General features: G+C 67.9%; 26 protein-coding genes. 17 read left to right on the top strand and 9 right to left on the bottom strand.

Going from position 1 to position 25,552, the window contains the following annotated elements:
- Positions 1 to 59: 59 nt before the first annotated feature.
- Both ACYQ5L_RS35370 and ACYQ5L_RS35365 read right to left on the bottom strand, forming a co-directional pair.
- The gene (locus ACYQ5L_RS35370) at positions 60 to 581 is read right to left on the bottom strand and encodes a hypothetical protein (RefSeq protein WP_459962555.1); all 522 of its coding nucleotides are present in this window, start codon (positions 579 to 581) and stop codon (positions 60 to 62) included.
- Between the two features lie 138 nt (positions 582 to 719).
- The gene (locus tag ACYQ5L_RS35365) at positions 720 to 1,493 is read right to left on the bottom strand and encodes an acyl-[acyl-carrier-protein] thioesterase (RefSeq protein WP_459962554.1); all 774 of its coding nucleotides are present in this window, start codon (positions 1,491 to 1,493) and stop codon (positions 720 to 722) included.
- Positions 1,494 to 1,738: 245 nt separating this feature from the next.
- Here ACYQ5L_RS35365 and ACYQ5L_RS35360 point away from each other — a divergent pair, with 245 nt between their 5' ends.
- The 3 genes from ACYQ5L_RS35360 (at position 1,739) to ACYQ5L_RS35350 (ending at position 5,773) form a co-directional block, all read left to right on the top strand.
- Positions 1,739 to 3,376, top strand: a complete 1,638-nt coding sequence (locus ACYQ5L_RS35360) for a serine/threonine-protein kinase (RefSeq protein ID WP_459962553.1) — start codon at positions 1,739 to 1,741, stop codon at positions 3,374 to 3,376.
- 282 nt (positions 3,377 to 3,658) lie between these two features.
- A complete protein-coding gene (locus ACYQ5L_RS35355; protein ID WP_459962552.1) occupies positions 3,659 to 4,633 on the top strand; it encodes an NADPH:quinone oxidoreductase family protein in 975 nt (324 codons plus the stop codon).
- Positions 4,634 to 4,660: 27 nt separating this feature from the next.
- Positions 4,661 to 5,773, top strand: coding sequence for a winged helix DNA-binding domain-containing protein (locus ACYQ5L_RS35350; RefSeq protein ID WP_459962551.1), 1,113 nt, complete (start codon positions 4,661 to 4,663; stop codon positions 5,771 to 5,773).
- A gap of 26 nt (positions 5,774 to 5,799) precedes the next feature.
- Here ACYQ5L_RS35350 and ACYQ5L_RS35345 read toward each other — a convergent pair whose 3' ends face one another.
- Positions 5,800 to 6,318, bottom strand: coding sequence for an Lrp/AsnC family transcriptional regulator (locus ACYQ5L_RS35345; protein WP_379196797.1), 519 nt, complete (start codon positions 6,316 to 6,318; stop codon positions 5,800 to 5,802).
- 139 nt (positions 6,319 to 6,457) lie between these two features.
- On the opposite strand from ACYQ5L_RS35345, the gene hppD reads away from it, so the two are divergent.
- From hppD to tuf, 7 genes are all read left to right on the top strand, one after another.
- A complete protein-coding gene (hppD, locus tag ACYQ5L_RS35340; RefSeq protein ID WP_459962550.1) occupies positions 6,458 to 7,681 on the top strand; it encodes a 4-hydroxyphenylpyruvate dioxygenase in 1,224 nt (407 codons plus the stop codon).
- 137 nt (positions 7,682 to 7,818) lie between these two features.
- Positions 7,819 to 8,349, top strand: a complete 531-nt coding sequence (locus ACYQ5L_RS35335) for a DUF3558 domain-containing protein (protein ID WP_459962549.1) — start codon at positions 7,819 to 7,821, stop codon at positions 8,347 to 8,349.
- Between the two features lie 5 nt (positions 8,350 to 8,354).
- The gene (locus ACYQ5L_RS35330; protein ID WP_459962548.1) at positions 8,355 to 8,915 is read left to right on the top strand and encodes a DUF3558 domain-containing protein; all 561 of its coding nucleotides are present in this window, start codon (positions 8,355 to 8,357) and stop codon (positions 8,913 to 8,915) included.
- Between the two features lie 278 nt (positions 8,916 to 9,193).
- On the top strand, positions 9,194 to 9,568 hold the full coding sequence (gene rpsL / locus ACYQ5L_RS35325) for a 30S ribosomal protein S12 (RefSeq protein ID WP_014353064.1): 375 nt from the start codon (positions 9,194 to 9,196) through the stop codon (positions 9,566 to 9,568).
- Entirely contained in the window at positions 9,568 to 10,038 is a 471-nt protein-coding gene (rpsG, locus tag ACYQ5L_RS35320; protein WP_040722238.1) for a 30S ribosomal protein S7, read from the top strand. The genes rpsL and rpsG overlap by 1 nt, the downstream gene beginning before the upstream one ends.
- Positions 10,039 to 10,200: 162 nt before the next feature.
- Positions 10,201 to 12,303, top strand: a complete 2,103-nt coding sequence (fusA, locus tag ACYQ5L_RS35315) for an elongation factor G (RefSeq protein ID WP_459962547.1) — start codon at positions 10,201 to 10,203, stop codon at positions 12,301 to 12,303.
- A gap of 119 nt (positions 12,304 to 12,422) precedes the next feature.
- Complete coding sequence (gene tuf / locus ACYQ5L_RS35310; RefSeq protein ID WP_459962546.1) at positions 12,423 to 13,613, top strand: elongation factor Tu; 1,191 nt, start codon at positions 12,423 to 12,425, stop codon at positions 13,611 to 13,613.
- Between the two features lie 57 nt (positions 13,614 to 13,670).
- Here the strand turns inward: tuf and ACYQ5L_RS35305 are convergent, their stop codons facing one another.
- From ACYQ5L_RS35305 to ACYQ5L_RS35295, 3 genes are all read right to left on the bottom strand, one after another.
- Positions 13,671 to 13,910, bottom strand: coding sequence for a hypothetical protein (locus ACYQ5L_RS35305; protein ID WP_459962545.1), 240 nt, complete (start codon positions 13,908 to 13,910; stop codon positions 13,671 to 13,673).
- 28 nt (positions 13,911 to 13,938) lie between these two features.
- Positions 13,939 to 14,709 (bottom strand): glutamate racemase, encoded by a 771-nt coding sequence (locus ACYQ5L_RS35300; protein WP_459962544.1) that lies wholly within the window; start codon positions 14,707 to 14,709, stop codon positions 13,939 to 13,941.
- A 95-nt stretch (positions 14,710 to 14,804) separates the two neighbouring features.
- Entirely contained in the window at positions 14,805 to 15,989 is a 1,185-nt protein-coding gene (locus tag ACYQ5L_RS35295; protein ID WP_459962543.1) for an NAD(P)/FAD-dependent oxidoreductase, read from the bottom strand.
- A 154-nt stretch (positions 15,990 to 16,143) separates the two neighbouring features.
- Here ACYQ5L_RS35295 and ACYQ5L_RS35290 point away from each other — a divergent pair, with 154 nt between their 5' ends.
- The 3 genes from ACYQ5L_RS35290 (at position 16,144) to ACYQ5L_RS35280 (ending at position 18,063) form a co-directional block, all read left to right on the top strand.
- The gene (locus ACYQ5L_RS35290) at positions 16,144 to 16,497 is read left to right on the top strand and encodes an SPW repeat domain-containing protein (RefSeq protein ID WP_459962542.1); all 354 of its coding nucleotides are present in this window, start codon (positions 16,144 to 16,146) and stop codon (positions 16,495 to 16,497) included.
- Between the two features lie 19 nt (positions 16,498 to 16,516).
- On the top strand, positions 16,517 to 17,137 hold the full coding sequence (locus ACYQ5L_RS35285) for a TetR/AcrR family transcriptional regulator (protein WP_459963639.1): 621 nt from the start codon (positions 16,517 to 16,519) through the stop codon (positions 17,135 to 17,137).
- Positions 17,138 to 17,244: 107 nt separating this feature from the next.
- The gene (locus tag ACYQ5L_RS35280) at positions 17,245 to 18,063 is read left to right on the top strand and encodes a hypothetical protein (protein ID WP_459962541.1); all 819 of its coding nucleotides are present in this window, start codon (positions 17,245 to 17,247) and stop codon (positions 18,061 to 18,063) included.
- A 13-nt stretch (positions 18,064 to 18,076) separates the two neighbouring features.
- Here the strand turns inward: ACYQ5L_RS35280 and ACYQ5L_RS35275 are convergent, their stop codons facing one another.
- Positions 18,077 to 18,397: an EF-Tu/IF-2/RF-3 family GTPase gene (locus tag ACYQ5L_RS35275; protein ID WP_459962540.1), complete on the bottom strand. Its 321-nt coding sequence runs from the start codon at positions 18,395 to 18,397 to the stop codon at positions 18,077 to 18,079.
- A gap of 99 nt (positions 18,398 to 18,496) precedes the next feature.
- Here ACYQ5L_RS35275 and ACYQ5L_RS35270 point away from each other — a divergent pair, with 99 nt between their 5' ends.
- Both ACYQ5L_RS35270 and ACYQ5L_RS35265 read left to right on the top strand, forming a co-directional pair.
- On the top strand, positions 18,497 to 19,240 hold the full coding sequence (locus ACYQ5L_RS35270; RefSeq protein WP_459962539.1) for a DNA alkylation repair protein: 744 nt from the start codon (positions 18,497 to 18,499) through the stop codon (positions 19,238 to 19,240).
- Between the two features lie 313 nt (positions 19,241 to 19,553).
- Positions 19,554 to 20,120 (top strand): transglycosylase SLT domain-containing protein, encoded by a 567-nt coding sequence (locus tag ACYQ5L_RS35265; protein ID WP_459962538.1) that lies wholly within the window; start codon positions 19,554 to 19,556, stop codon positions 20,118 to 20,120.
- Between the two features lie 160 nt (positions 20,121 to 20,280).
- On the opposite strand, the gene ACYQ5L_RS35260 is transcribed toward ACYQ5L_RS35265, so the two are convergent.
- Entirely contained in the window at positions 20,281 to 21,336 is a 1,056-nt protein-coding gene (locus ACYQ5L_RS35260) for a 2Fe-2S iron-sulfur cluster-binding protein (protein WP_459962537.1), read from the bottom strand.
- Positions 21,337 to 21,377: 41 nt separating this feature from the next.
- Entirely contained in the window at positions 21,378 to 21,998 is a 621-nt protein-coding gene (mftR2, locus tag ACYQ5L_RS35255; protein WP_459962536.1) for a mycofactocin system transcriptional regulator MftR2, read from the bottom strand.
- Between the two features lie 280 nt (positions 21,999 to 22,278).
- On the opposite strand from mftR2, the gene mftF reads away from it, so the two are divergent.
- Complete coding sequence (gene mftF / locus ACYQ5L_RS35250) at positions 22,279 to 23,679, top strand: mycofactocin biosynthesis glycosyltransferase MftF (RefSeq protein ID WP_459962535.1); 1,401 nt, start codon at positions 22,279 to 22,281, stop codon at positions 23,677 to 23,679.
- A gap of 247 nt (positions 23,680 to 23,926) precedes the next feature.
- The gene (locus tag ACYQ5L_RS35245; protein WP_459962534.1) at positions 23,927 to 25,279 is read left to right on the top strand and encodes a GAF domain-containing protein; all 1,353 of its coding nucleotides are present in this window, start codon (positions 23,927 to 23,929) and stop codon (positions 25,277 to 25,279) included.
- The last annotated feature ends 273 nt before the right edge of the window (positions 25,280 to 25,552 follow it).

Below are 25,552 nucleotides of genomic sequence, written 5' to 3'. Positions count from 1 at the left end.
GCCGGCGTCACAGCGAGCGGCCCCATCCGGATTCGGATGGGGCCGCTTCGCGTCGCGGGTCAGTTGGCGAGCAGGTTGATGAGCAGGCCGTCCTTGGCGCACATGGACGGCACCGCGGCATCGGGCTGCGCATTGCACGACCACCCGTCGATGGTGGCCACATCGGTATCGCTGATGGTCTGCACGTATTCCGTTGCGACATTGATGGCTTCGGTGCATCCGACCCGCCCGGTCGGTGTGCCCACCGCGATGACGGTGCGGGTGCCGCCGCCGGCATCGGTGACCGGACCGCAGTTGACGTCCGCGATCGGTTCCGGCGCGGGCGTGGTCGTCGGCGGCGGAGGTGGCGGTGCGGTGGTGGTCGGCGCCGGCGGTACGGGTGGCGCGGTGGTGGGCGGCGGCGCGGGCGCCGGGGCGCTGGTGCTCACCGGCGCCGGGGCGCCGGTGCCGGTCACGGGCGCGGAGCTGCGCGCGGCCGAGGTGGTCGTGCTGCCGGCCGAATCCGAGGAATTGCCGCAGGCGACCAGCCCGGCGATGAGCACGGGTGTTGCCGCGATCAGGGTGAGGTGCGCGAGTCTCATTCCGGCGATCTCCTGTTCTCGATCACCGCCTGGTGATCGGCCCGCTGTCGAGTCTGCCAGGCAAATCTTCAGCGAACGTCATATTCGCCGGGAATGTCGGTGGAACAGGCGAATTCGATCGGTCCGGCCGGGGCCCGTTCAGCCGGGCAGCGGGCCGATTCGCACCGCCGTGGTGGTGATGCCGCCGACCACGAACCACAGGCGCAGCGCGGGATGCCCGGTCCGGTCGCCCGGCTCGTAGCGGCTGCGCACGCTGATGTGCTGGCGCGCCCACACCGGCGCGATGTACTCGATGACCGCCCGGTGCGGTCCGGCCACCAGCTTCGGATAATCCACCAGGTACTGCTCCACCGCCTGCCAGTAGGCCGCATTGTTGACGTGGTTGTACTGGTCGATATCGGTGGCGCGCACCGGAAACGGCAGATCGGTGTCGTTCTCCGGCGGCGTGTGGTCGGTCAGCCAGGGCCGCCAGCGCAGCCGGTGCTCATCGGTGGTGCGGGCCAGTTCGGCCAGCCCCTCATCGCTGATCCGGGTCGGCATATTGGTGGATTCGTTGATATTGATCCAGAATCCCTCGGTCTCGATCAGGCCGCCGTTCTCACTGGTGATCCGCACCCGCATATTCGTCCACCGCGTGGACATGGCCGAACACCAGCGCCGCAGCTCCACCCGATCGGGCCAGTGGATGGGCCGCACCACGTCCACCACGGTGCGGCGCACGATCCACGCGGGATCGGTGCGGTGGAAGAATCCGGAATGCATTTCCTCCCAGGCGATATCCTGCAAATAGCGGGCTATCGCGTCGAAGCGCAGCCGGTGGTAGGGGTCCACATCGCCAGCCCGGACGGGCCACGCGGCAGCGAAGCCCATGCCCTCCTGGGGAAGCGGGGCGAGTGGCTGATCGACTGACACTGGTGCTCCTCGCGCTGCACGGTGTGCCGCGTTTCGTGCGGTGCTTGCTGTGACATGACTTTACGGTGCGTACGTCACGCACTCGCGTCGAGTCACCTCTACTTATGGTTGACGCCGCCTCTACATGTCTCGGCCCCGCCTCTCCTCGTTACCGAACCGACGCAGTTTCTTCCGGGGGCATGACAGTCGTGCGCGCAGGCCCGTAGCCTTTCGGTATGTAAACCATCGCAGGGGAGGCGACACCAGTGACCGCAGGGGCGAGAGCCGGAACGCGGTTCGGTCAATACGAATTGCGCCGCCTGATCGGGGTCGGCGGCATGGGCGAGGTGTACGAGGCCTACGACACCGTCCGCGACCGCGTGGTGGCGGTGAAGCTGCTCGATGTCGAACTGGCCCGCTCACCCGCCTATGTGGAGCGCTTCCGCCGCGAATCCCGCACCGCCGCACGGCTGCAGGAGCCGCACGTCATCCCGGTGCACGACTGGGGCGAGGTGGACGGCGTCCTGTTCATCGATATGCGCCTGGTCCGGGGCCGCGACCTCAAGGCCTACCTGCACGACGAGGGCCCGCTGCCGCCCGCGCACGCGGTCACCGTGGTGGAGCAGATCGCCGCCGCCCTGGACGCCGCGCACGAGAGCGGGCTGGTGCACCGCGATATCAAGCCCGCCAATATCCTGCTGACCGGCGAATTGTTCGCCTACCTGGTCGATTTCGGCATTGCGCACACCGCCTCGGACGCGCAGCTGACCTCCACCGGCAGCGCCATCGGCTCGTTCGCCTATATGGCTCCCGAACGTTTCGAGCACAGCGCCGGCGCCTCCGCCTCCGCCGATATCTACGCCCTGGCCTGCGTGCTCTACGAATGCCTCACCGGCGAGGTCCCGTTCCGGACCGACAGCAACCTGGCCACCATCCGCGCCCACATGATGACCCCGCCGCCGCGCCCCAGCGCCCGGCCCGGCGTCCCGCACACCCTCGACCAGGTGGTGGCCGTGGGCATGGCCAAGGATCCGCAGCGTCGCTACGCCTCCGCCGGCCAGCTGGCCCGCTCCGCGCGCGCCGCCCTCATGCGCGCCGAGCACGGGGAGCAGACCCGCACCACCGTGCCGCCCGCCCCGCCGACCGTGGTGTATCCACCGGTTTCCCAGCGTTTTCCGGCCGGTGACCGCCCGCCCCGCCCCGAACATCCCTCCGGCCCCGTCGACTTCACCCCGCCCCCGCACCCCCGCGCGGCCGGCTACTCGCAATCACAGCCGACCCATATCGGTGGCCCGCGGCGCGAACACCCTTCCGCCCCACTGCCCTTGCCGCCGCAGCGCGACCGCGGCCCGGTGGGCCTGCTGATCGGCGGGCTGCTCGGCGTCGTCGTCTTGCTGGCCGCCGTCCTCGGCTGGGTTCTGGTGTCCGGCAACGAGACCGGCGGCGGCGATGCGGGCGGCACCACCTCGCCCATCACCGTCCAGCCGACGATCACCACGGGGCCGCGCACCACCCCCAACGCCACCGCCGCGACCACCGCACCCCCGGTCACCACCCTGCCCCCGCTGACCGGATCCGTAACCGGCACGGACGCACAGGGTTTCATCGGCGCCGCCGGCGCCCGCTGCAACGCCGACAACCCGGCCATGGCCATCGGCCGCAGCTCCGCCTCCCGCATCGTGGTCTGCCGCACCGGCGTCGGCCGCTACTACTACAAGGGCATCCGCATCAGCGACGGCGCGGGCATAGAACTCGACGATCCGATTCCGGACGGCACCGGCGGTTTCACCGTCACCAACCCCACCGACGGCACCCAGTACCGCATCACCGCCGCCGCCCTCACCATCACCAAGGGCGGCAATGTCCTCGCCGACGAACCCATGATCGAGTACGCCTACCGCTGAGCGCGCGCGACGGCCGGGTTGGGGTTCGGGGGCGAAGCCCCCGAGAGCGCAGCGATCTGTTTCTGGGGGTTCGGGGGCGAAGCCCCTGAGAGCGCAGCGACTCTGCTTTTGGGGGTTCGGGGGCGAAGCCCCTGAGAGCGCAGCGACTCTGCTTTTGGGGGTTCGGGGGCGAAGCCCCTGAGAGCCCCGAGAGTTGGGCCCTCCCTGATCAGTGCTGGCCAGTGACCCGGTGATCGGTTACGTTCGCTTGGTATCCATTTGTGGATTGATCGGAGTATTGGTGTGCGTGCAGCGGTTGTGAGCAAGCTGGAAGGGCCCGAGGCCATCGAGGTGCTCGATGTGCCGGAGCCCGCCGGATATCCGGGCGGGGTCGTCATCGATGTGCACGCGGCCGGGATCGCCTTCCCCGACGTGCTCATGACGCGCGGGCTCTACCAGATGAAACCGCAGCTGCCCTACATCGTCGGATGCGAGATCGCGGGCATCGTGCGCGAGGCGCCCGAGGGCGCGCACGTGCGCGCGGGCGACCGGGTGGTGGCGCTGACCCTGCTCGGCAATGCGGTCGCCGACGTCGCCGTGACGCCCGCCGAAATGGTGTTCAAGCTGCCCGACAATGTCTCGCTGGAATCCGGTGCGGGCGTGCTGTTCAACGATCTGACCGTGCACTTCTGCCTGACCGAGCGCGGCCGGCTGGCGCCGGGGGAGACCGTGCTGGTGCACGGCGCCGCCGGCGGTATCGGCACCTCCACGCTGCGGCTGGCGCAGGCGCTGGGCGCGGCCCGGGTGATCGCCGTGGTGAGCACCGAGGAGAAGGCCGAGGTCGCCCGGGCCAATGGGGCCACCGATGTGGTGCTGACCGACGGCTGGCTGGACGCGGTCAAGGAGATCACCGGCGGGCGCGGGGTGGATATCGTCCTCGATCCGGTCGGCGGCGACCGCTTCACCGACAGCATCCGCTCGCTGGCCTCGGGCGGGCGGCTGCTCGTGGTCGGCTTCACCGCCGGCGAGATCCCCACCGTCAAGGTCAATCGCCTGCTGCTCAAGAACGTCGAGGTGATCGGCGCCGCCTGGGGCGAATGGGCCATGACCCATCCCGGCTACCTGCAGGAACAGTGGGCCGAGGTGGCCCCGCTGCTCGCCGACGGCAAGATCGTCCCGCCGGAGCCCGTCCTCTACACCCTCGCGCACACCGCCGAGGCCGTCTCCGCGCTGGACAAGCGCACCGCCACCGGCAAGGTCGTGGTCACCCTCCGCTGAGCGCCCGATCCCGGAGGTGGGTGAATCGTGAAGCTGTCCAACCGGGTCCTGAACCGGACCCTGCTCGCCCGGCAGCACTTGCTGGAACGTTGCGCGCTCACCGTGCCGCAACTGTGCGAGCACCTGATCGGCCTGCAGGCGCAGGACATGCTGCCGCCGTTCGTCGCCGCGTGGAGCCGTCTCGCGGATTTCGATCCCGAGACCGTCTCCGCCGGACTCGACGACCGCTCGCTGGTGCGAATCACCTTGATGCGCGGCACCATTCACCTGGTCACCCCGCCCGATGCGCTGCGCATCGCCCCGCACATCCAGCCGGAGCTCGAAAAGGTCCCCTTCCGTAAGGGATTCAACTACGGCGCCATGGTCGGCCTGGATCCGGAGGAGGTGCGCGCCAACGGCGAGAAGGTCCTCGGCGACACCCCCACCCCCGCGGCCGAACTGCGCGCCCACGCCGCCGCGCTCTACCCCGACCGCGACCCGGGCGCGGTCCTGCAAACCTGGCTCTACCAGCTGCCGGTCCTGCAGACCCCGCCCCGCGGCCGCTGGGGCGACAGCAGCCGCCCGGTCTGGTCGCGCGTCGAACCCTGGCTCGGCGCACCCCTGGACCCGGACTATCCCCTCGAAGAGCTGCTGTTGCGCTACCTGCGCGCTTTCGGCCCGGCCACCACCATGGACATGCAGACCTGGTCCAAGCTGACCGGCATGAAGCCCGCCGTGGACCGCCTCGGCGACCGCGTCCGCACCTATACCGACGACCGCGGCCGCACCCTCTACGACGCCGCCGACGCCGAACTCGCCGACCCGGATCAGCCGGCGCCGGTGCGCCTGCTGGGCTGGTACGACAATGCCCTGCTGTCGCACCAGGACCGCTCCCGCATCATCGCCGACGGCGCGGCGCCGCCCTTGCGCGCCTTCGCGAACCAGGTCTCGGCCATCCTGGTCGACGGCTATCTCTCCGGCGTCTACAAGGTCTTCCCGAAGGGCGACACCGCGCGGCTGCGCATCAGCCCGCGCACGGCCTGGACCCGGTCCGACCGCGCGGCGGTGGAGGCCGAAGCCCATGCCCTGCTCGGCTTCCTGGAGCCGGACCGCACGCCGAGCGTCGAAATCCTGGATCCCGACGCCGATCTGCGACCCTGATCCGGCGCGCCCGCGGCCCGGCGGGCTCAGTGCGCGTTGCGGTACGCCGGAGCTTTGCTGGACCCCGAGGGCGTGAGCGTGCGCAGCAGCGGCAGCGTGCGGCGCGGCACCACGGTGGACAGCACGATGACGCTGTGCGACCGCACCACCGAGGCGCTGCGGTCGATGCTGAGCAGCACGGTCTGCAGCCCCGCGTGCGAATCGGCCCCGATCCGGCACAGCACGTCGCCCGAACCGGTGGTCGCATACGCCTCGAGCACGCCGGGGATGCCCTCCAGATCGGCGGCCACCGCCTCCAGCGCACCCTGGGAGATCTCCAGCGTCACGAAGGCTTCCACATCGAATCCCGCTGCGGTCACATCGATCTGAGGATCATAGGAGGCGATGACCCCCGCCTCCTCCATGCGCGCGATCCGCGATTGCACGGTCGCCCGGGCGACCCGGGTGCGCCGGGACAACTCCAGGATTCCGGCCTTCTGGAACTCGTGCATGGCGGTCAGGATCGCTAGATCGAGTTCATCCAGTTTGGCGGGCGTGCGGGCCACGGCTGTACCTCCGCTCGGCGGTGCTCTGTTCTATTCAAATTGTCCAGCACTCCGGGGCATAAGGTGGCGTAATTCACCAGGATGTCTAACGAATTTCGGCGATATTGCCCAATGCCTGCCGCGGCGATTTCCTGGATCCATGAGTATCGAGATCACCGGCTCGAGAAGCGATGACACCGTGGTCCGGCAGCCGATCGACCTGCCGGAAAACGAGGAACTACGACGGCTGATCGGCCTCGTCGATCACGACGAGACCGCCGACCCCTTCCCCGTCATCGGCTGGGATGCCCTGGTCTGGGCAGTCGGCAATGCAGTGCAGACCGCCCACTTCCTGGAATCCGCCTTCGGCATGCGCCTGGAGGCGTACTCCGGTCCCGAGACCGGCAATCGAGATCACAAGGCGTACGTATTGCGCAGCGGCGGGGCCCGTTTCGTGGTGTGCGGCGCGGTGGACCCGGCGAGTCCGCTTGTCGCGCACCACGATCGGCACGGCGACGGCGTCACCGACATCGCCCTCGAGGTGCCCGACGTGGACCGCTGCATCGAATGGGCCCGCACCCACGGCGCCACCGTCCTGGTCGAACCCCATGATGTGACAGACGAATTCGGCACCGTCCGCACCGCCGCCATCGCCACCTACGGCGAGACCCGGCACACCCTGGTCGACCGCTCCCGCTACGACGGCCCCTATCTGCCCGGTTTCGTCGCCCGCAAGTCCGCCTTCACCCCGCGCGAGGGCGCCCCCAAGCGCATCTTCCAGGCCATCGACCACGTGGTCGGCAATGTGGAACTGGGCCAGATGGACGAATGGGTCGAGTTCTACCGCCGCGTCATGGGTTTCGAGAACATGGCCGAATTCGTCGGCGACGATATCGCCACCGAGTACTCCGCCCTCATGAGCAAGGTGGTGGCCAGCGGCAACCACCGCGTCAAGTTCCCGCTCAACGAGCCGGCCCCCAGCCGCAAGCGCTCGCAGATCGACGAGTACCTGGAGTTCTATCAGGGCCCGGGCGTGCAGCACATCGCCCTGGCGACCGGCGACATCCTCACGGCGGTGGACGTGCTGCGCCGGGAGGGCATCGAATTCCTCGACACCCCGGACTCCTACTACGAGGATCCGGAACTGCGCGCCCGCATCGGCCACGTCCGCGTCCCGGTGGAGGAACTGCAGAGCCGCGGCATCCTGGTCGACCGCGACGAGGACGGCTATCTCCTGCAGATCTTCTGCAAGCCCATCACCGATCGCCCCACGGTGTTCTTCGAACTCATCGAACGCCACGGCTCCCTCGGCTTCGGCAAGGGCAACTTCAAGGCCCTGTTCCAGGCCATCGAGCGCGAGCAGGAGGCGCGCGGAAACCTCTGAGCAAGGGATGGGGCTCAGCCCTGAAGGGGTTCGGGGGCCTAGCCTCCGCCTCTCATCCCAGCCCAAGGGGGATTCGGGGGCCTAGCCCCCGCCTCTCATCCCCAGCCGCATGCGGCAAATCCACTAGGCTCGGCGGCATGCGGATGACGTCGGCGATTGTCACGGGGTCGATCCTCGCGCTGCTGCTGTCGGCGTGTGGGGGAACGGACGATTCGGGGGACACACCGGGCCTGCGGCCGCCACCGAAAGTGGCGACCCTGGGCCCGTTCGTCGGCGAATGCGGTCACCTCACCGACGACGAGGTACGCGATATCGGCGGACTCGGCACCGTGAGCGCGGTGTTCAAGAATTCGGTCGGCTGCAACTGGCAGGGCGGCGGAATCGGCGGGGCGAGCGTCACTTTCGCCTCCTACCGGGGCAGTCCCATCGATCGCGAGAAGGCCTGGGTGGCCAGCGTCGGCCGCGATCCGGAGACCATCGAGGTGGGCGGCCGCACCGGCTTCCAGGCCCTGGACCCGTCCAACCGGGTGTGCGATCTGGCCGTCCAGCTCGACGACGACTTCTTCGAGTGGTCCATGTCCTACGGCATCTTCGGCGGCGACAATCTCGGCAATCCGTGCGATCGCACCCGCAAGATGGCCGAGCTGACCGTGCAGCGGCTCGGATGAGGGGGATGCGCGATATGCGAAAGAGCGCCGTCGTGCTCGCCGTGCTGGCCGTCACGGCCGCGCTGGGCGGCTGCGGCAAGACCGTCGACGGCACCGCCCTGCCCGCCGGCGGCACCACCTCCGACGGCGGCGGCCGCATCAACACCAACTTCGACAAGCTGCTGCGCGAGTGCGAGGTGGTCTCGCTCGAGGACATCGGCAAGGTGGTCGGCGAGGGCACCTATGTGAGCCCGTCGTTCAACGGCGCGGTGTGCATGTGGGATCTGGAGGGCGGCACCGCCGGCAGCGGCATGGCGACCCTCAGTTGGTACGAGGAGGGTTCGCTCGCCAACGAGAAGACCAATAACGATCGGCTCGGCTATGTGACCAATGACATAAACGTGCAAGGCCGGCGCTCACTGGAGGTGCGCCGCCCCAACGACGCCGATTCGTGCGGTGTGTTCGCACCGGCCGCGGACGCGGGAATCGTTGGCTGGTGGGTGAATTACCGTTCCGGCTCCTCGCACGGCGACCCGTGCGCGGCCGCCGGGAAGCTGGTCGAGCTGACCTTGAACCTGGCCCGATAGCCCCTCTACCAGCCGCGCTCGAGGGACCCCTTTTTGCCCCCCGAAAAAGGTCCGGGTATCGTGGACCGCTGTGCCCGGAAGCATGCGGGCAGGTTTGTGCGCAGTACGTAGGCCAGCGAGAGCGGCTGACCGTTCCAGCGTGCCCGGATTCCGGGCTACGCGCTGAGCACGACACGCCCGACCTCGTGGCAAGGAAATGCCACGAGAACTGGGCGGAAAGCTCGAATGACAAAGACATGAAGTTCCAGACACCTGGTTACTAAAAGGAAAGCCGGTCTATGCCAACCATCAACCAGCTGGTCCGCAAGGGTCGCCGCGACAAGGTCGCGAAGACCAAGACTGCGGCCCTCAAGGGGAGCCCGCAGCGTCGTGGCGTGTGCACCCGCGTGTACACCACGACCCCGAAGAAGCCGAACTCCGCGCTGCGTAAGGTCGCGCGTGTTCGCCTGACCAGCGCGGTCGAGGTCACGGCCTACATCCCCGGTGAGGGTCACAACCTGCAGGAGCACTCGATGGTGCTCGTCCGCGGCGGTCGTGTGAAGGACCTCCCGGGTGTGCGTTACAAGATCATCCGCGGTTCCCTCGACACCCAGGGTGTCAAGAACCGCAAGCAGGCCCGCAGCCGCTACGGCGCCAAGAAGGAGAAGAGCTAATGCCGCGCAAGGGCCCCGCTCCCAAGCGTCCCCTGATCAATGACCCGGTCTACGGCTCGCCCCTGGTGACGCAGCTGGTCAACAAGATCCTGCTGGACGGCAAGAAGTCCACCGCCGAGCGCATCGTCTACGGCGCCCTCGAGCAGGCTCGCGAGAAGACCGGCACCGATCCGGTCGTCACGCTGAAGCGCGCGCTGGACAACGTCAAGCCCTCCCTCGAGGTCAAGCCCCGCCGTGTCGGTGGCGCCACCTACCAGGTGCCGGTCGAGGTTCGCCCCGGCCGCGCCAACACCCTCGCGCTGCGCTGGCTGGTGAACTTCTCCCGCCAGCGTCGTGAGAAGACCATGGTCGAGCGTCTGGCGAACGAGCTGCTGGACGCCAGCAACGGCCTGGGCGCTTCGGTGAAGCGTCGCGAGGACACCCACAAGATGGCCGAGTCGAACCGGGCGTTCGCGCACTACCGCTGGTGATTGGTCGCCCGGCACCCCCGTTCGGATGTGCCGGGAGACGAGTCACAGTCCGGTGCGGACAGGCACCCACCTGCCGCACCGGGCGTTGACACAGTGATGACCGCTGGAGAAGCCAGGGTCGTTCCCGAAGATCCCAACTAGCTACGAGCGGGGAAGATTTCCGTGGCACAGGACGTGCTCACCGACCTCAACAAGGTCCGCAACATCGGCATCATGGCCCACATCGATGCCGGTAAGACGACCACCACCGAACGCATCCTCTTCTACACCGGTATCACTTACAAGATCGGTGAAGTCCACGATGGCGCCGCCACCATGGACTGGATGGAGCAGGAGCAGGAGCGCGGCATCACGATCACGTCTGCCGCGACCACCACCTTCTGGAAAGACAACCAGATCAACATCATCGACACCCCCGGGCACGTCGACTTCACCGTCGAGGTGGAGCGCTCGCTGCGCGTGCTCGATGGCGCCGTCGCGGTGTTCGACGGCAAGGAAGGTGTCGAGCCCCAGTCCGAGCAGGTGTGGCGCCAGGCCGACAAGTACGACGTGCCGCGCATCTGCTTCGTCAACAAGATGGACAAGCTGGGCGCGGACTTCTACTTCACCGTGCAGACCATCAAGGATCGTCTGGGCGCGAAGCCGCTGGTCATCCAGCTGCCGATCGGCGCCGAGGACACCTTCGAGGGCATCGTCGACCTGGTCGAGAACAACGCCAAGGTGTGGCGTGGCGAGACCAAGCTCGGTGAGTCCTACGAGGTCATCGAGATCCCGGAGGAGCTGAAGGACCAGGCCGAGATCTACCGGCAGGAGCTGCTGGAGACCGTCGCCGAGTCCGATGAGGCGCTGCTGGAGAAGTTCTTCGGCGGTGAGGAGCTCTCGATCGAGGAGATCAAGGGCGCCATCCGCAAGATGACCGTCAACTCCGAGCTGTACCCGATCCTGTGTGGTTCGGCGTTCAAGAACAAGGGCGTGCAGCCCATGCTCGACGCCGTCATCGACTACCTGCCGTCCCCGCTGGACGACGGTGGCGCCGATGGCCACGTGCCGGGCAAGGAAGACGAAGTCATCCACCGCAACCCGGATGTCAACGAGCCGTTCGCGGCCCTGGCGTTCAAGATCGCGGCGCACCCGTTCTTCGGCAAGCTGACCTACGTCCGTGTGTACTCCGGCAAGGTCGACTCCGGCGCTCAGGTCATCAACTCGACCAAGGGCAAGAAGGAGCGTCTGGGCAAGCTGTTCCAGATGCACTCCAACAAGGAGAACCCGGTTTCCGAGGTGCAGGCCGGCCACATCTACGCGGTCATCGGCCTGAAGGACACCACCACCGGCGACACCCTCTGCGATCCGCAGAACCAGGTCGTGCTGGAGTCCATGACCTTCCCGGATCCGGTCATCCAGGTCTCGATCGAGCCCAAGACCAAGTCCGACCAGGAGAAGCTGGGCACCGCGATCCAGAAGCTGGCCGAAGAGGATCCGACCTTCTCGGTGAAGCTGGACGAGGAGACCGGCCAGACCGTCATCGGCGGCATGGGCGAGCTGCACCTCGACATCCTGGTCGACCGCATGAAGCGCGAGTTCAAGGTCGAGGCCAACGTCGGCAAGCCGCAGGTGGCCTACCGCGAGACCATCACCAAGCCGGTCGAGAAGCTCGAGTACACCCACAAGAAGCAGACCGGTGGTTCGGGCCAGTTCGCCCGCGTCATCATCGGTCTGGAGCCCTTCACCGGCGAGGACGGCGCGACCTACGAGTTCGAGAACAAGGTCACCGGTGGCCGCGTTCCGCGCGAGTACATCCCGTCGGTGGACGCCGGTATCCAGGACGCCATGCAGTACGGTGTTCTTGCTGGCTACCCGCTGGTCAACCTGAAGGCTTCGCTGCTCGACGGCGCCTACCACGAGGTCGACTCCTCGGAAATGGCGTTCAAGATCGCCGGCGCGATGGCCCTGAAGGAAGCGGCCCGTAAGGCCGGTCCGGTGATCCTCGAGCCGCTCATGGCTGTCGAGGTCATCACGCCCGAGGACTACATGGGCGACGTGATCGGCGACCTGAACTCCCGCCGTGGCCAGATCCAGGCCATGGAGGAACGCAGTGGTGCCCGTGTCGTCAAGGCGCTGGTTCCGCTCTCGGAGATGTTCGGCTACATCGGTGACCTGCGGTCGAAGACCCAGGGCCGGGCCAACTACTCCATGGTGTTCGATTCGTACGCGGAGGTTCCGGCCAACGTGTCGAAGGAGATCATCGCCAAGGCGACCGGAGAGTAGTTCCACTACTCGGGGGCAGGTTCACACCCTGCCCCCGGCCGGGAGTCTGCACGACCCCCTGTAAGTAAAAATCGCACTGCTGCAAAAAAGCACGCACTAACTAGTCCAGGAGGACAACAGTGGCGAAGGCGAAGTTCGAGCGGACGAAGCCCCACGTCAACATCGGCACCATCGGTCACGTCGACCACGGCAAGACCACGCTGACCGCGGCGATCACCAAGGTGCTGGCTGACAAGTACCCGGACCTGAACGCGGCCTTCGCGTTCGACCAGATCGACAAGGCGCCGGAGGAGAAGGCTCGTGGTATCACGATCAACATCTCCCACGTCGAGTACCAGACCGAGAAGCGCCACTACGCGCACGTCGACGCCCCGGGTCACGCGGACTACATCAAGAACATGATCACCGGTGCCGCCCAGATGGACGGCGCGATCCTGGTCGTGGCCGCCACCGACGGCCCGATGCCGCAGACCCGTGAGCACGTGCTGCTCGCCCGCCAGGTCGGCGTGCCCTACATCCTGGTCGCCCTGAACAAGGCCGACATGGTCGACGACGAGGAAATCCTCGAGCTCGTCGAGATGGAGGTCCGCGAGCTGCTGGCTTCGCAGGAGTTCGACGAGGACGCCCCGGTCGTGCGCGTGTCCGGCCTGAAGGCCCTCGAGGGTGACGAGAAGTGGGCGCAGTCCGTTCTCGACCTGATGAACGCCGTCGACGAGTCGATCCCGGACCCGGTCCGTGAGACCGACAAGCCGTTCCTGATGCCGATCGAGGACGTCTTCACGATCACCGGTCGTGGCACCGTCGTCACCGGTCGTATCGAGCGTGGTCAGATCAACGTGAACGAGGAAGTCGAGATCGTCGGCATCCGCGAGAAGACCACCAAGACCACCATCACCGGCATCGAGATGTTCCGCAAGCTGCTCGACTTCGGTCAGGCGGGCGACAACGTCGGTCTGCTGGTCCGTGGCATCAAGCGCGAGGACGTGGAGCGCGGCCAGGTCGTCATCAAGCCGGGCACCACCACCCCGCACACCGAGTTCGAGGGCCAGGCGTACATCCTGTCGAAGGACGAGGGCGGCCGCCACACCCCGTTCTTCAACAACTACCGCCCGCAGTTCTACTTCCGCACCACGGACGTGACCGGCGTCGTGACCCTCCCCGAGGGCACCGAGATGGTCATGCCGGGCGACAACACCGAGATGAGCGTCAAGCTCATCCAGCCGGTCGCCATGGACGAGGGCCTGCGTTTCGCGATCCGTGAGGGTGGCCGCACCGTCGGTGCCGGTCGCGTCACCAAGATCATCAAGTGATTCTCTGAATCGCTGACGGACGGCGTCGCTCCGAAAGGAGCGGCGCCGTTTGCGTTTCTAGGTCTCGTCCTTGTCGCCGATCGGATTCCCGTCCTCGTCGACCCAGTCGGCGACCACGGTGCCCGAGACCATGCCGTCGGTTCCCGGCATGACTGTCGCGGGCCGTTCCTCGTTGTAGGACTCCGCGATTTCCGCGGCGCGCCGCCGATGTTTGTCCTCGACCTCCGGCTCGGGAATGATCGGCCGCTCATCTTGTTTCGCGGATTCCGCGTGAATCCTTTGTTCCTCTTCGGTCATGCAGGAGACCTGCCCGCACGCGGACGGGTCAAACCGATGCGGGCACCGCTCCCAGGAGCCGGCCGGAATCGAATGCGGCTGCGGCGGGCGGGAGTTCACCCGGTCGCCCGCTGGTGAGGACGCGGACGGCGCCGGTGCCCGCGGTGGGGCGGCCGAGCGCGTCCATGCGCCGGAGGGTCTGTCCCGCAACGGCTTCGGCGCTGTCGAAGATGCGGACGCCCTGGGGGAGCGCGGCGAGGATGGCGTCGAGGACCAGGGGGTAGTGGGTGCAGCCCAGGACTATCCCTTCGGTGCCCGCGGGGGTGCGGGCGGCGGCACTGGCAATGGCCTCGGTGATGGCCGGGAGGTCGCCGCGGTCGATGGCGTCGGCCAGGCCGTGGCAGGCCACTCCGGTGACCTCGGCGTCGCCGCCGAAGCGGGCGATGAGATCGGCCTGGTAGGCGCTGGCGGTGGTGGCGGCCGTCGCCCAGACGGCCACCTTCCGGCAGGCGGCCGCGGCGGGTTTGATGGCGGGCACGGTGCCGATTACGGGGACCCCGGGGCCCACTTCGGCGCGGACGTGCTCGAGGGCCGTGACGCTGGCCGTATTGCAGGGCAGCACAATGACTTCCGCGCCCTCGCGCAGCGAGGTGCGGGCGGTGTCGAGCACGCGGTCCACCACCCACTGCTCGGGCTTGGGGCCCCAGGGCGCGCCCTCGGGATCCATTTGCAGCAGCAGATCGATATCGGGCCGCAGCTTCCGCAACCACGCCCCGGTGGGCAGCATCCCCAGGCCGGAATCAATGAGCGCGACGATCACACCCGCAACGGTAATGAACCCCCGCCCGGAATCGCGAACCGTGGTCGCCCTACCGGCCGGAACAGGCCGCTGACCGGGGCGGGCCACGACCCGGTTCAGACCGTGGCGCGCGCCCCGGCGAGTTGGGCGCGCATCTTCATGACCTTGCCGGTCATGCCCGCACCGACCACGGCGACCAGGGCGCCGGCGCGGTAGCAGTGGGCGAGGAACTTGCGGCCCTTGTCCTCGACGATCTGGACCTCGTCGGCGAGGGACGGGGTGCCGAGGACCTGGATCTTCAGGTCGTACTGGTCGCTCCAGACGTACGGGACCTGGGCGGCGGCGGGGGGTTCGGTGCCGAGCAGGGCGGCGGCCAGCAGTTGAGCCTGTTCGCCGGCGTTGGTCCAGTGCTCGACGCGCTTGTTACGGCCGGTGCCGAGCAGCCAGGCGGCGACGTCGCCCACGGCCCAGACGCCGGGGATCGAGGTGCGGCCGGTCTCGTCGGTGCGGACGCCGCCGCCGTCGGCGGGGGCGGCGAGCGGGATGCCGGAGCCGGCGAGCCAGTCGGTGACGGGGATCGAGCCGACGCCGATAACCACCAGGTCGGTTTCGAGGTCGGCGCCATCGCTCAGGCGCACTCCGCGCACGGTGTCGTTCTCGGTCAGCAGCGCCTCGACGCCGGTGCCGCACCGGAGGTCGACGCCTTCGTCGAGGTGCAGCCGGGCCACCAGCGCCCCGATGTCCGCGCCCAGTGCGGCGGCCAGGGGAGTGGGCTGGGGTTCGACGAGCGCCACGTCGAGGCCGCGGGCCCGGAAGCTCGCGGCGAGTTCGCAGCCGATGAAGCCCGCGCCGACGACGACGGCGCGCCGGGCGACGCCGAGCGCCGCGCGCAGGCGGACGGCGTCGGCGTGCGAGCGCAGCACGTGCACGCCCCGCGCCTCCGGGAATCCGGGAATGCGGCGCGGCCGCAAACCGGTGGCAATGACCAGCTGGTCGTAGCCGACCTCGCTGCCATCGCTCAGGGTGACCCGCCGGGCGGTGGTGTCGACCCCGGTGGCCGCCGCGCCGAGCCGCAGCCCGATGCGTTGCTCGGCGAAGAATTCGGCGGGCCGCAGCGTGGTGTCGTCGGTCTCGCCGCGCACGAACTGTTTGGACAGCGGCGGCCGGTCGTAGGGCGCGCGATCCTCGTCCCCGATGAGCGTCAGTTCACCCTCGTAGCCTGCGCGGCGCAGTTCCTCGGCGGTGCGCAGTCCCGCCAGCCCCGCACCAACTATTAGAACGTGTTCTACCGACTCCGACATAGGCCAAACCATATCTGTTGAATCGCGCCCACGCCGATGTGTCCCGCACCACACCCGAGCTGCCGCTGAATCGTAGCCGGACATTTATTGATCGGGCGGTCAATCAGGAATATACCGGGTGGTAGGACATACCTTCGGCCTTAAGGAGGCTTACATGTTCACCGAGAGCCGCGCACAGGACATGGTTGCCGTCGTACTCGGCGCCATCGCCGCGTTGTCGCCCCTGTTCGTCGACACGAACAATCGCGCCACGTGGACTCTCGTCGTACTCGGCGTGCTCATCGCACTCACCGGCCTGGCCCAGCTCATGAAGATGGTCAGCGCCACCGCCGATTACGCCATGGCCGCACTCGGCGTGCTGTTGTTCATCTCCCCGTGGGTGATGAATTTCGATGCCTACAGCGGTGCTTCGTGGACCGCGTGGATCGTGGGCGTGCTGACCGTGGTCGTCGCGGTCGCCGCATTGCCGGCCGTGTCGGCTCGGATGCATACTGCGACGCATCACTGAGAACTCAGCGCCCATGCAGATGCGTCGACCCGGAGCGGGGCGCCGCCGCAGCAAGAAGGTTGACGGCGACGCCCGCCAGCTCATCCTGGACGCCGCGGAGAACCTGTTCGCGGCACAGGGATTCGATGCGACTCCGACCGCCGCCCTGGCGGCGGCGGCCGGCGTCCCCAAGGGCCTGGTCTTCTACTATTTCCCCACCAAGGACGCCATTCTGTCGGCGCTCATGGCCGAACGCGTCCCGCGCAATCCCATCGACGACATCGCCTCGGTCGTGGCCCCCGGTGATCCGGTGCGGAGCCTGATCAACCTGGATGCCGCCCTCAATATTCGTGATCATCACTCCTCGGTGCTGCGCGTCATCATGTGGCGCGAGGCCGACACTCATCCCGATGTGCGGAAACAACTGCGCCACATGCGTGATCAGCTGCTGGACGTGACCGCCCGGGTACTGCAGGCCAGCGCTCCGGCCCCGGTGCGGCCCGGTACGCTGCGCGCCTGCGCCGCCGCCTGGGTTTCGGCCATGTTCGCCATTGCCAGCACCGACCGGTTGCACACCCTCGACGGCCTCACCCTCCCGACCGCCGAGGAAATCCTGAACGTGGCCCAGGTGGTGGCCGCCGGAATGACGCAGCTCGGTTGACCGGAATTTGCTGCTATTCCGTGTAAATCCCCCAATACCATTGCTTGGTAATGGCTTTCACCGGGCCGAGTCGCCGCGGATTCCCGGGCAGGGTAAGAATGTCGCCCATGGATGCCGAATACACCGCCAAACTCGGGGAGCCCCTGAACGCGCGTCAGCCGCGTCTGACCAACCCGGACCTCTTCGCTTCGGGCAGCTCCCAGAACGGTGCACTGACCGGCATCGACACCGGATCGCACGCCACCATCGGCCGCAATGGCATCGATCATGCCGAGCAGGCGGTGCAGTGGTCCTCCCCGATCACCCGGCACACCGCCGACCCGGAGCCGGCGTCGCGCCCGCTGGGCGAGCCCGAATCGCTGCCGCGCCGAGCTCTGTCGGAGAGTGAGCCGGCCCCGCGGCGCGCGGTGCTCGAACCCGAACCGGCGCCGTGGCGTTCGCCGCTGGACAGCGAGCCGCGTCCCGCCTTCCAGGAGAGCGAGCCGCCCGCCCGTCGCGGCCTCCCGGAGCCGGAACCGGCCCCGCGCCATCCCGAACCGGAGCCGGCCGCGCGCTTCGCGGAATCGGAGCCGGGTCCGCGCCGCGCCGCCCTGGACAGCGAGCCCGCGCCGCGCCGCGCCGTCGCGGAACCCGCGCCGGGCCGGCGTCGCGCCGCACCGGAACCCGAACCGGCCCAGCCCGTCTCGCGGCCGGATACCCCGTCCATCGATCTGCACCAGATCATGCGGCTGCTGGTCACCAGCCATGATCTCGATGTGGCGGCGCTCAAGGCCGAGGCCGGGGAGATCACGGTCTCCGAACTGGCTCGTGCCGCCCGCCGCACCCGTTCGGCCGCAGTGGATCTGATCGCCGCGTGGTACGGCGGTCCGGCGGAGATGCGCAAGTTCGGCGAGGTGCTGTTACAGGCCGCGGCTGAAACCGCTTGATCGAAAACGAGGTTCAGCGCGCGCCGGTGGGCCCGTCGGCCGAATTCGGGGCGGCGACAATATCGCCCACCGCGATGTGATCCTTGTGCACGCCCTCGAGCAAGAGTCCGAGCGTATTCGGCCGCGCCTGCGCATCGGTGCGCGGACAGCGGACGAAGTCGATGGCGCGGATCCGGGTGAGCAGGACGTCCGCCGCCCCGATGATCTCGACATCGTCCCCGACGCTCACCGCGCCCTGCTCGACCGTTCCGGCGACGACTGTGCCGCGCCCGGTGATGGTGAAGACGCCCTCGATCGTCATGCGGAAGGGTGCGGCCGCCGTGCTCTCGGTCATGGATCAATCGTGGCGTACCGGACGATTCGGCGTGGGTCCTGATTCGTGTCGGTCCGGTGCCCGATCATGAGGCGGGGACCGAGCGAGGCGGGAGTGGTGATGGGCGAGTCCGAGCTGACGGCGGCCGCGGTGCGCGCGGAACTGGCGAAGGTGGCCGATGCCGCGGATGCGATTCATCTGCAGCGGTTCTTCAAGACCGGCCCGGGGGAGTACGGCGAGGGCGACGTCTTCATCGGCGTGCGGGTGCCGCAGGCCCGCAAGGTCGCCAAAGCGTTCGCGGGGATCGCGCTTCCGGAGATCGACGAGCTGCTCGACAGCGAGGTGCACGAGCATCGGCTGGCCGGGCTGGTGCTGCTCAACGACCGGATGGCGAAGGCCTCGCGCAAGCGCGGTGCGGATGTGGAGCTGCAGCGGCGGATCGTGGAGCTGTATCTGGCGGCCGTGCGGCGCGGGCGGGTGAACAACTGGGATCTGGTGGACGCCTCGGCCGAGTTCGTGCTCGGGCCGTGGTATCTGGATCGCCCGCGCGATCCGCTGTTCGAGCTGGCCGCGCGGGCGTCGCTGTGGGAGCGGCGGGTGGCCCTGCTGACCACCTTCGCCTTCATCAAGGCCGGCGATCCGGCGACCACCCTGGAGTTGTGCGAGCGGCTGCTGGTGGATCGGCGGGATCTGATCCAGAAGGCGGTGGGCTGGATGCTGCGGGAGATCGGCAAGCGGGTGGATGCCGCGATCCTGACCGGTTTCCTGGACGCGCACGCCGCCGCGATGGGCCGCACGGCGCTCGGCTACGCCACCGAGCATCTGACGCCGGAGCAGCGGGCGCACTATCGCGCGCAACGGTGAGGCAATCGGGCTGTGACGCACTGCTCAGCGATTGCCGGGAACTTCGATTCGCGCGGAGAATCGCCCGGTCATGGCCAGATGATCTTGTCTGAGGATTTGCCTGCCGATCATCGGCACTGATTGTTCATCTCTAGTTCAGTTTACGTTAACTTAGCGCAACCATTCTGTGATCAGCCGTCGACAGGCCGGAATGGTGATCCCGCGGATTGTGTGCCCGAATCCCGTTCTCCCCCAATGCCGATCACAACCCATACAGCGTAACGGCGTGCGCCGGAATGGCGTTCGCCGTGGATAGCGCTGTGCCCCCATCGCTATGCCTTTGAAAAAACTGTTCCCCCTGTGCCTTTCCTCCCTGGCCCTGGCGCTCTGCGCCACCGGTCAGGCCGCCGCCGGCGAGCCGATCGCGGGTGTGCCGCCGGAGTTCCAGCAGCCCGCCCAGCAGGTTCAGCAGCAGGCCGGTGACCTGGTGCGGACGCTGCCCGAGCCGCAGCAGGATCAGGCCCGGGGTTTCGTGCAGACGCTGCCCGCGCCGTTCTCCGAACTGCTGCCGCCGGTGTTCACCAATGATCTCGACGGCTGGATCAAGGAATCGCTCTACATCATGGGCAAGCGCGGAATTCCCGGGAGCTACGAGGGCATTCACCGCAACATCATGCGCGAGTCCGGCGGCAACCCCCAGGCCATCAATCTCTACGACTCGAATGCCGCGGCGGGCATCCCGTCCAAGGGATTGCTCCAGACCATCGATCCCACCTTCCACGCCTATCACGTGGAAGGTACGTCGTGGGATGTCTACGACCCGGTCGCGAATATCACCGCAGCCTGCAATTACGCGGCACAGCGCTACGGCTCGATCGACAACGTCTACGGGGCCTACTAGCAACTCGCGTGGCTCTCAGGGGCAAGCCCCTGAAACCCCGGATCGGTTCTCGAGGGCACGCCCTGAAACCGATCGCCGCTCGGGGCCGAGCCCCTGAACCCCCGCACGAGTGAGGCCGCCGCGTCTACTGACGCGGCGGCCTCTTGTTCTCGCTGTGGATTCAGAACTGAATCTTGAGGTGGTCGGTGACCGGCCGCGCCTGGCAGCCGAGGATGTAGCCGTTGGCGATGTCCTCGGGATCCAGGATTTCGGCGTTCTCCATTTCCACGGTGCCCTCGACCACGGTGCAGGCGCACGAACCGCATTCGCCTTCGAGGCAGGAGTAGGGCACGTCGATGCCCTTGGCCAGCATGATGTCGACCAGCGTCTGCTTGCGCGGCCAGTTCAATTCATGGGTTTCGCCGTCGAGTTCGACTTCGACGGTCGCGGCGTCGGCGGCTTCCTCCTCGCTGATTTCCGCGGGCGCGACATCGGCGAACGGATCGCCGGACAGCGAATTGAAGACCTCGGCGTGGGTGCGATTGCGCGGCACGCCGAGTTGCGCGAGGGCGTCGTGCACGCGATCCATGAACGGCTTGGGCCCGCACATGAATGCCTCGTACGCGGTATACGGCGCGGTGAGAGCGGCCAGCGAATCGGCGGTGGGCAACCCCTGCAGATGTTCGAGCCAATGGATCACCACCAGCCGCTGCGGATGCTTGTCGGCCAGTTCGCGGAGCTCGCGCGCGAAAATCACATTGTCGTGATCGCGATTGGCGTACACCAGCACGATGCGCCCATTGCCGCGCGCCAGCGCGGATTTCAGGATCGACATGACGGGCGTGATGCCGCTGCCGGCCGCGAACAGCAGCAGATCCTCGTCCAGGTTCTTGGGCGTGAAGACGCCCGAGGGCGGCAGCACCTCGAGCTCGTGGCCCGCGGTCACGTTGTCGCACACCCAGTTCGACGCGTACCCGTCGGCGGTGCGCTTGACGGTGACCTTGGGCTTGTCGTCGGTGTGCGGCGAGCTGGCCAGCGAGTAGCAGCGCGCCACGGACCCGGTGAGCTCGCTGGGGATGCGCAGGGTCAGGAACTGGCCCGGCTGGTAGGTGAAGCGCTCGCGCAGGTCCTCGGGGACGTCGAATACCAGCGAGCAGGAGTCGGCCGTCTCGTTGATGACCGCGGAGACCCGCAGCACGGCCGATCGCGAGCTGTGCGGTACGTCGACGGTGGTCATAGTGTCCTCTCGAACCGAAACTAGAACGTGTTCTAGTTTCACTATACGTGTCCGTCGCGCTGCCGGACAAGCTGGGCCTCCAAGCCGGCCACCAGCACGTCCATGGAGAAGTCGTAGGAGTATTTCCCGCGCAGGTCCGCCATATGCTTGGTGGCCCGCTCCACCGCCTCGGGCAGCGCCCGATCGTGCAGCCCGGTGCGATCGCGTGGATTCACCTTGGAGCGGCCGAACAGGTAGGTGTGGATGGTCGCATACGCCGCGAGCACATTGCGTTCGTTGAATCCGGCGTCGAACAGGATTTCCATCACCGCCGCGATGAGATCGAGCTGTTTGCCCAGCATCTGCTCGATGAGTACATCGCCGAGACCCGGGTGCTTGCGCAATTTCTCGTCGATCTGATCGATGAGGTCGCGCAGCCGCATTTGCCACGGGCCGGAATCATCCGGCGGCTTGCGCACTCCGGTGAGCGCGGCGGTGGCGACGAGGTCGAGTAGCTCGCGTTTGTCCGCGACGTAGTAATAGGGGGCCATCGGGGAAACGCCGAGTTCGCGAGACAGCCGGCGCATGGACAGTTTCTCCACGCCGTCCTGGCGGACCACCCGCAGGGCGGCCTCGACGATTTCTGCTTCCGAGAGGGTGTTGCCGCCCCCGCTTGTCTGCATACGCCCGACTCCCATACCACCTCGGCCACTCGTTGATAGGCACGGCGCTGCTGAGCGCAGCGCCGTGGACGCAGCTCGATAGGCATCGCGGTTGTCCGGGGGCGTGCCGCGGAAATTCGTCTCATGCCTGTTCAACTGCTGATTTTCCTCCAGCAGTCTAGAGCGCCGGGTGCGGTGCGGGTTCCGGTCGGGTGGACCGTCCCGGCTTGTCCCGTTATCCGTGCAGCGGGCGGCGCGCCAATCATGATTGCTGGATGTGTGCTGCCCTAGCATTCCAGGAATGCGCCATGATCGACTTCCCGATGGTTTCGGGGTGCGAATCGATCCCAGGGTGCGCACTTATTCCGGTGGACGGTTCCTGGTCGGCGGTTCGCCGACCCGGTTGCTCCGACTCGCGCCGGAAGCTGCGGCCATGATCGGTGACGGATACCTCGAAGTGACCGGCCCTACGTCGGCTCGGGTTGCCAGACGACTGCTCGATTCCGGTGTCGCGAATCCGCGGCCGCGGCTGCTGCCCGCGGTCGAGGACGTCACCGTGATCGTGCCGGTGCACAATGACGGCGCGGGCCTGAGCCGGCTGCTCGCGGCCCTGCGCGGCCATACCGTGATCGTGGTCGACGACGGCTCCGATCGCCCGGTGCGGGTCCCGGCCTCGCGCGGCACCCGCTGCCGGGTGACGGTGCTGCGCCGCGATCGACGGCACGGCCCGGCGGCCGCCCGCAATTTCGGACTGCGCGCCGCCGCAACCGAATTCGTGGCCTTCCTGGATCCGGACGTGGTGCCGCGCACCGGCTGGCTGGAGGTCATGCTGGGCCATTTCAGCGATCCCAAGGTGGCGCTGGTGGCCCCGCGCATCCTGGCCGCGGATCCGGATTCCACCCTGCTGGCCCGCTATGAGCACACTCGGGGTTCGCTGCATCGGGGGCGGCGCGAGTCGGCCGTGCAGGCGCACGGGCCGGTGCCGTATGTGCCGAGCACCGCGCTGCTGGTGCGCCGGCTCGCGTTGCTGGCCGAGGGCGGGTTCGACGAATCCATGGCGGCGGGCGGGGATATCGATCTGTGCTGGCGGCTGGACCGCGCCGGCTGGCGGCTGCGCTACGAGCCGGCCGCCCGGGTGGCGCACAGCAATCCGGTTACCCTGCGAAAGTGGTTCGCGCACAAGATGACCCACGGCACCGGGGTGGCGCCGCTGGGGCAGCGGCATGCCGGAATGGCGGCGCCGCTGTCGATCCCGATCTGGACGGCGGTGACGGCGCTGCTGCTGGGCACGCTCACCCGCTGGGGGTTGTTCGGCGGGGCGCTGACGCTGGTCGCCACCTTGTTCCGGCTACGCCGGGTCTTCGCCGAGCTCGACAATCCGACCCGGGTCGCGGCGATCTATATGGCGCGCGGTTTCACCGGCGGCGTCTGGAGATTGGCCTCGGCGCTGTGCCGCGACTACTGGCCGGTGACGCTGCTGGGCATGCTGTGCTCGCGCCGGATTCGGCATATCGCGCTGACCGTGGCGGTGGCGGATGGCTTGGCGGACTGGTTCATTCACCGTGAGGCGGGCAGTCTGGATCCGGCCCGGTACGTGGCCTGCAAGCGGCTCGACGATATCGCCTACGGCGCCGGTCTGTGGCGGGGTGCGGCCCGGGCGCGCAGCGCCGATGCGCTCCGGCCGACCCTGCCGCCGCACTGAGGTGGACGCTGCCCCGCGCTGAGATGGACGCTGCCGCCGCGCCGAGAGATACTTGCCCGCGAATCGGCGCGTCTCCCAACCCCTCTCGTATACCCGCGAGCCAACTGACTAAGCCGTGTTTAACAAAGTGCTGCCTAGCTCACATTTTGGTGAGTGGCCGTCGCCATGTGACCTGCCGGACAAACGATCGGCTTCGCCCTATCGATTGCTTTCCCGCCGGTACTCTTTGGGTCGGAAAGAAAGGCAAATGGTCAGCAACATCGCAGGTGGGAGCCCTCCGCAGCATGGCGCCGAGTCCGGCGCCCAGCTCGGCGCGCTGGAGGCCTATGCCGCACAAGCCCACGGATACCTCAGTGTGGGCGGCGAACAACTAGGTCAGCTGCCCGGTTTGCTGCGTCCCATGGTCCTGGAATCGTGGCTGCGCAGCCTGCGCGGCGGCGTCGATCCCCTGGACGACGGCGACGGCCGCGGCCTGCGCGGCGCCGACCTCGAGCGCTATCGCGACGCCCATCCCATCGCCTCGGTCATGCCGCTGGTCGACAAGTTGCTGCTGCAGGACGCCACCAGTACCGGGCTCATCGTGGTGGTGGCCGATCAGTTCGGCCGGGTGCTCTCGGTGCACGGCACGGCGGATCGGGTGCAGGCGGTCGCGGCGGCGGGCCTGCGCGAGGGAAACGACCTGAGCGAGCGCCGGATCGGCACCAATGCCGTCGGCCTGGTGGTGCGCACCGGCCGCGCGGCCTGGATCCACGGGCCGGAGCATTTCCTGCATCGCATGCATCAGATCACGGGAGCCGCTGCGCCCGTTCATGATCCGGACGGTCGCCTGGCCGGCGTGCTCATGATCGCGGGCGGGGTGCGGGTGGCGCGCCCGGAGATTCTGGCCCTGGTGAAGGCCGCGGCCACCGCGGCCGAGATGGATCTGCTGCTGGCCGCCGTGCGCTCCGGGCAGGATCGCCGCGCGGGCGCCGACGCGCCGGCGCCGGAGCGCCTCGGACTGGAGGTGCTCGGGCTGGGGCAGCCGCAATTGACGGTGGCCGGGGAGCGAGTTCCCTTGTCGCAGCGGCATGCCGAGATTCTGCTGCTGCTGGCCGAGCATCCGGAGGGGCTGTCCGCCGATCACCTGGCGCTGCTGCTCGATGACGCCGATCTGGACAATGCCACCATCCGCGCGGCCATGTCGCGATTGCGGTCGGTGGTGGGGTCGAATGTCTTCGGTTCGCGCCCCTATCGGCTGCGCGTCCCGATCGCCACGGACGTCGAGGCGCTGCGCGCGGCGCTCGATTCCGGGGACGTCCATGCCGCCGTCCGGCTTTATACCGGCCCGGCGCTGCCGCGCTCGACCGCGCCTGGAGTTATAGACATTCGCGATGAATTGCGCGTGCGGCTGCGCACCGCGGTGTTGCGCTCGGGTGACGCGGCGGTCCTCAGCCGCTGGACCGCGGGCGCCGAAGGGCGTGACGATGCCGCCGCCTGGGCGGTGTATCGCGCTGCGGTGGATCGGGATTCGCCGCTGTACGCGCAGATAGAAGCCAAGATCCGCGTGCTGGATCGGCGGATGGGCGCCGATGCAACGCAGATGCAACGTTTCGACTCATAGTCTTCGCATCCGAAAGTGCGGTCGGTCACACCGCCATTCACCCATGTGGTTGCACCCACATTCGTGGCCTCGCCGGGCAACCAACTAGACGCTCGTCCAGCTTTTTTTTGGGAAAAAGTTCCGTTTTATTCACCGACCGCCTAGTCTTCGCGATACATGGAGGGCATCCATGTAATGCAAGTGACAGCGCGGCCCGGCAGCCGCGTTCGTCGGTCGAGTTGGAGGCGAACCACAGCAGGACATCCTCGATGCGGATGACCCGGAGGCACCCGC

This window comes from Nocardia sp. IFM 10818 (genome assembly GCF_054655275.1).
Note: the sequence above shows the minus strand (reverse complement) of the source record. Positions and strands in the feature narration are given on the sequence as shown.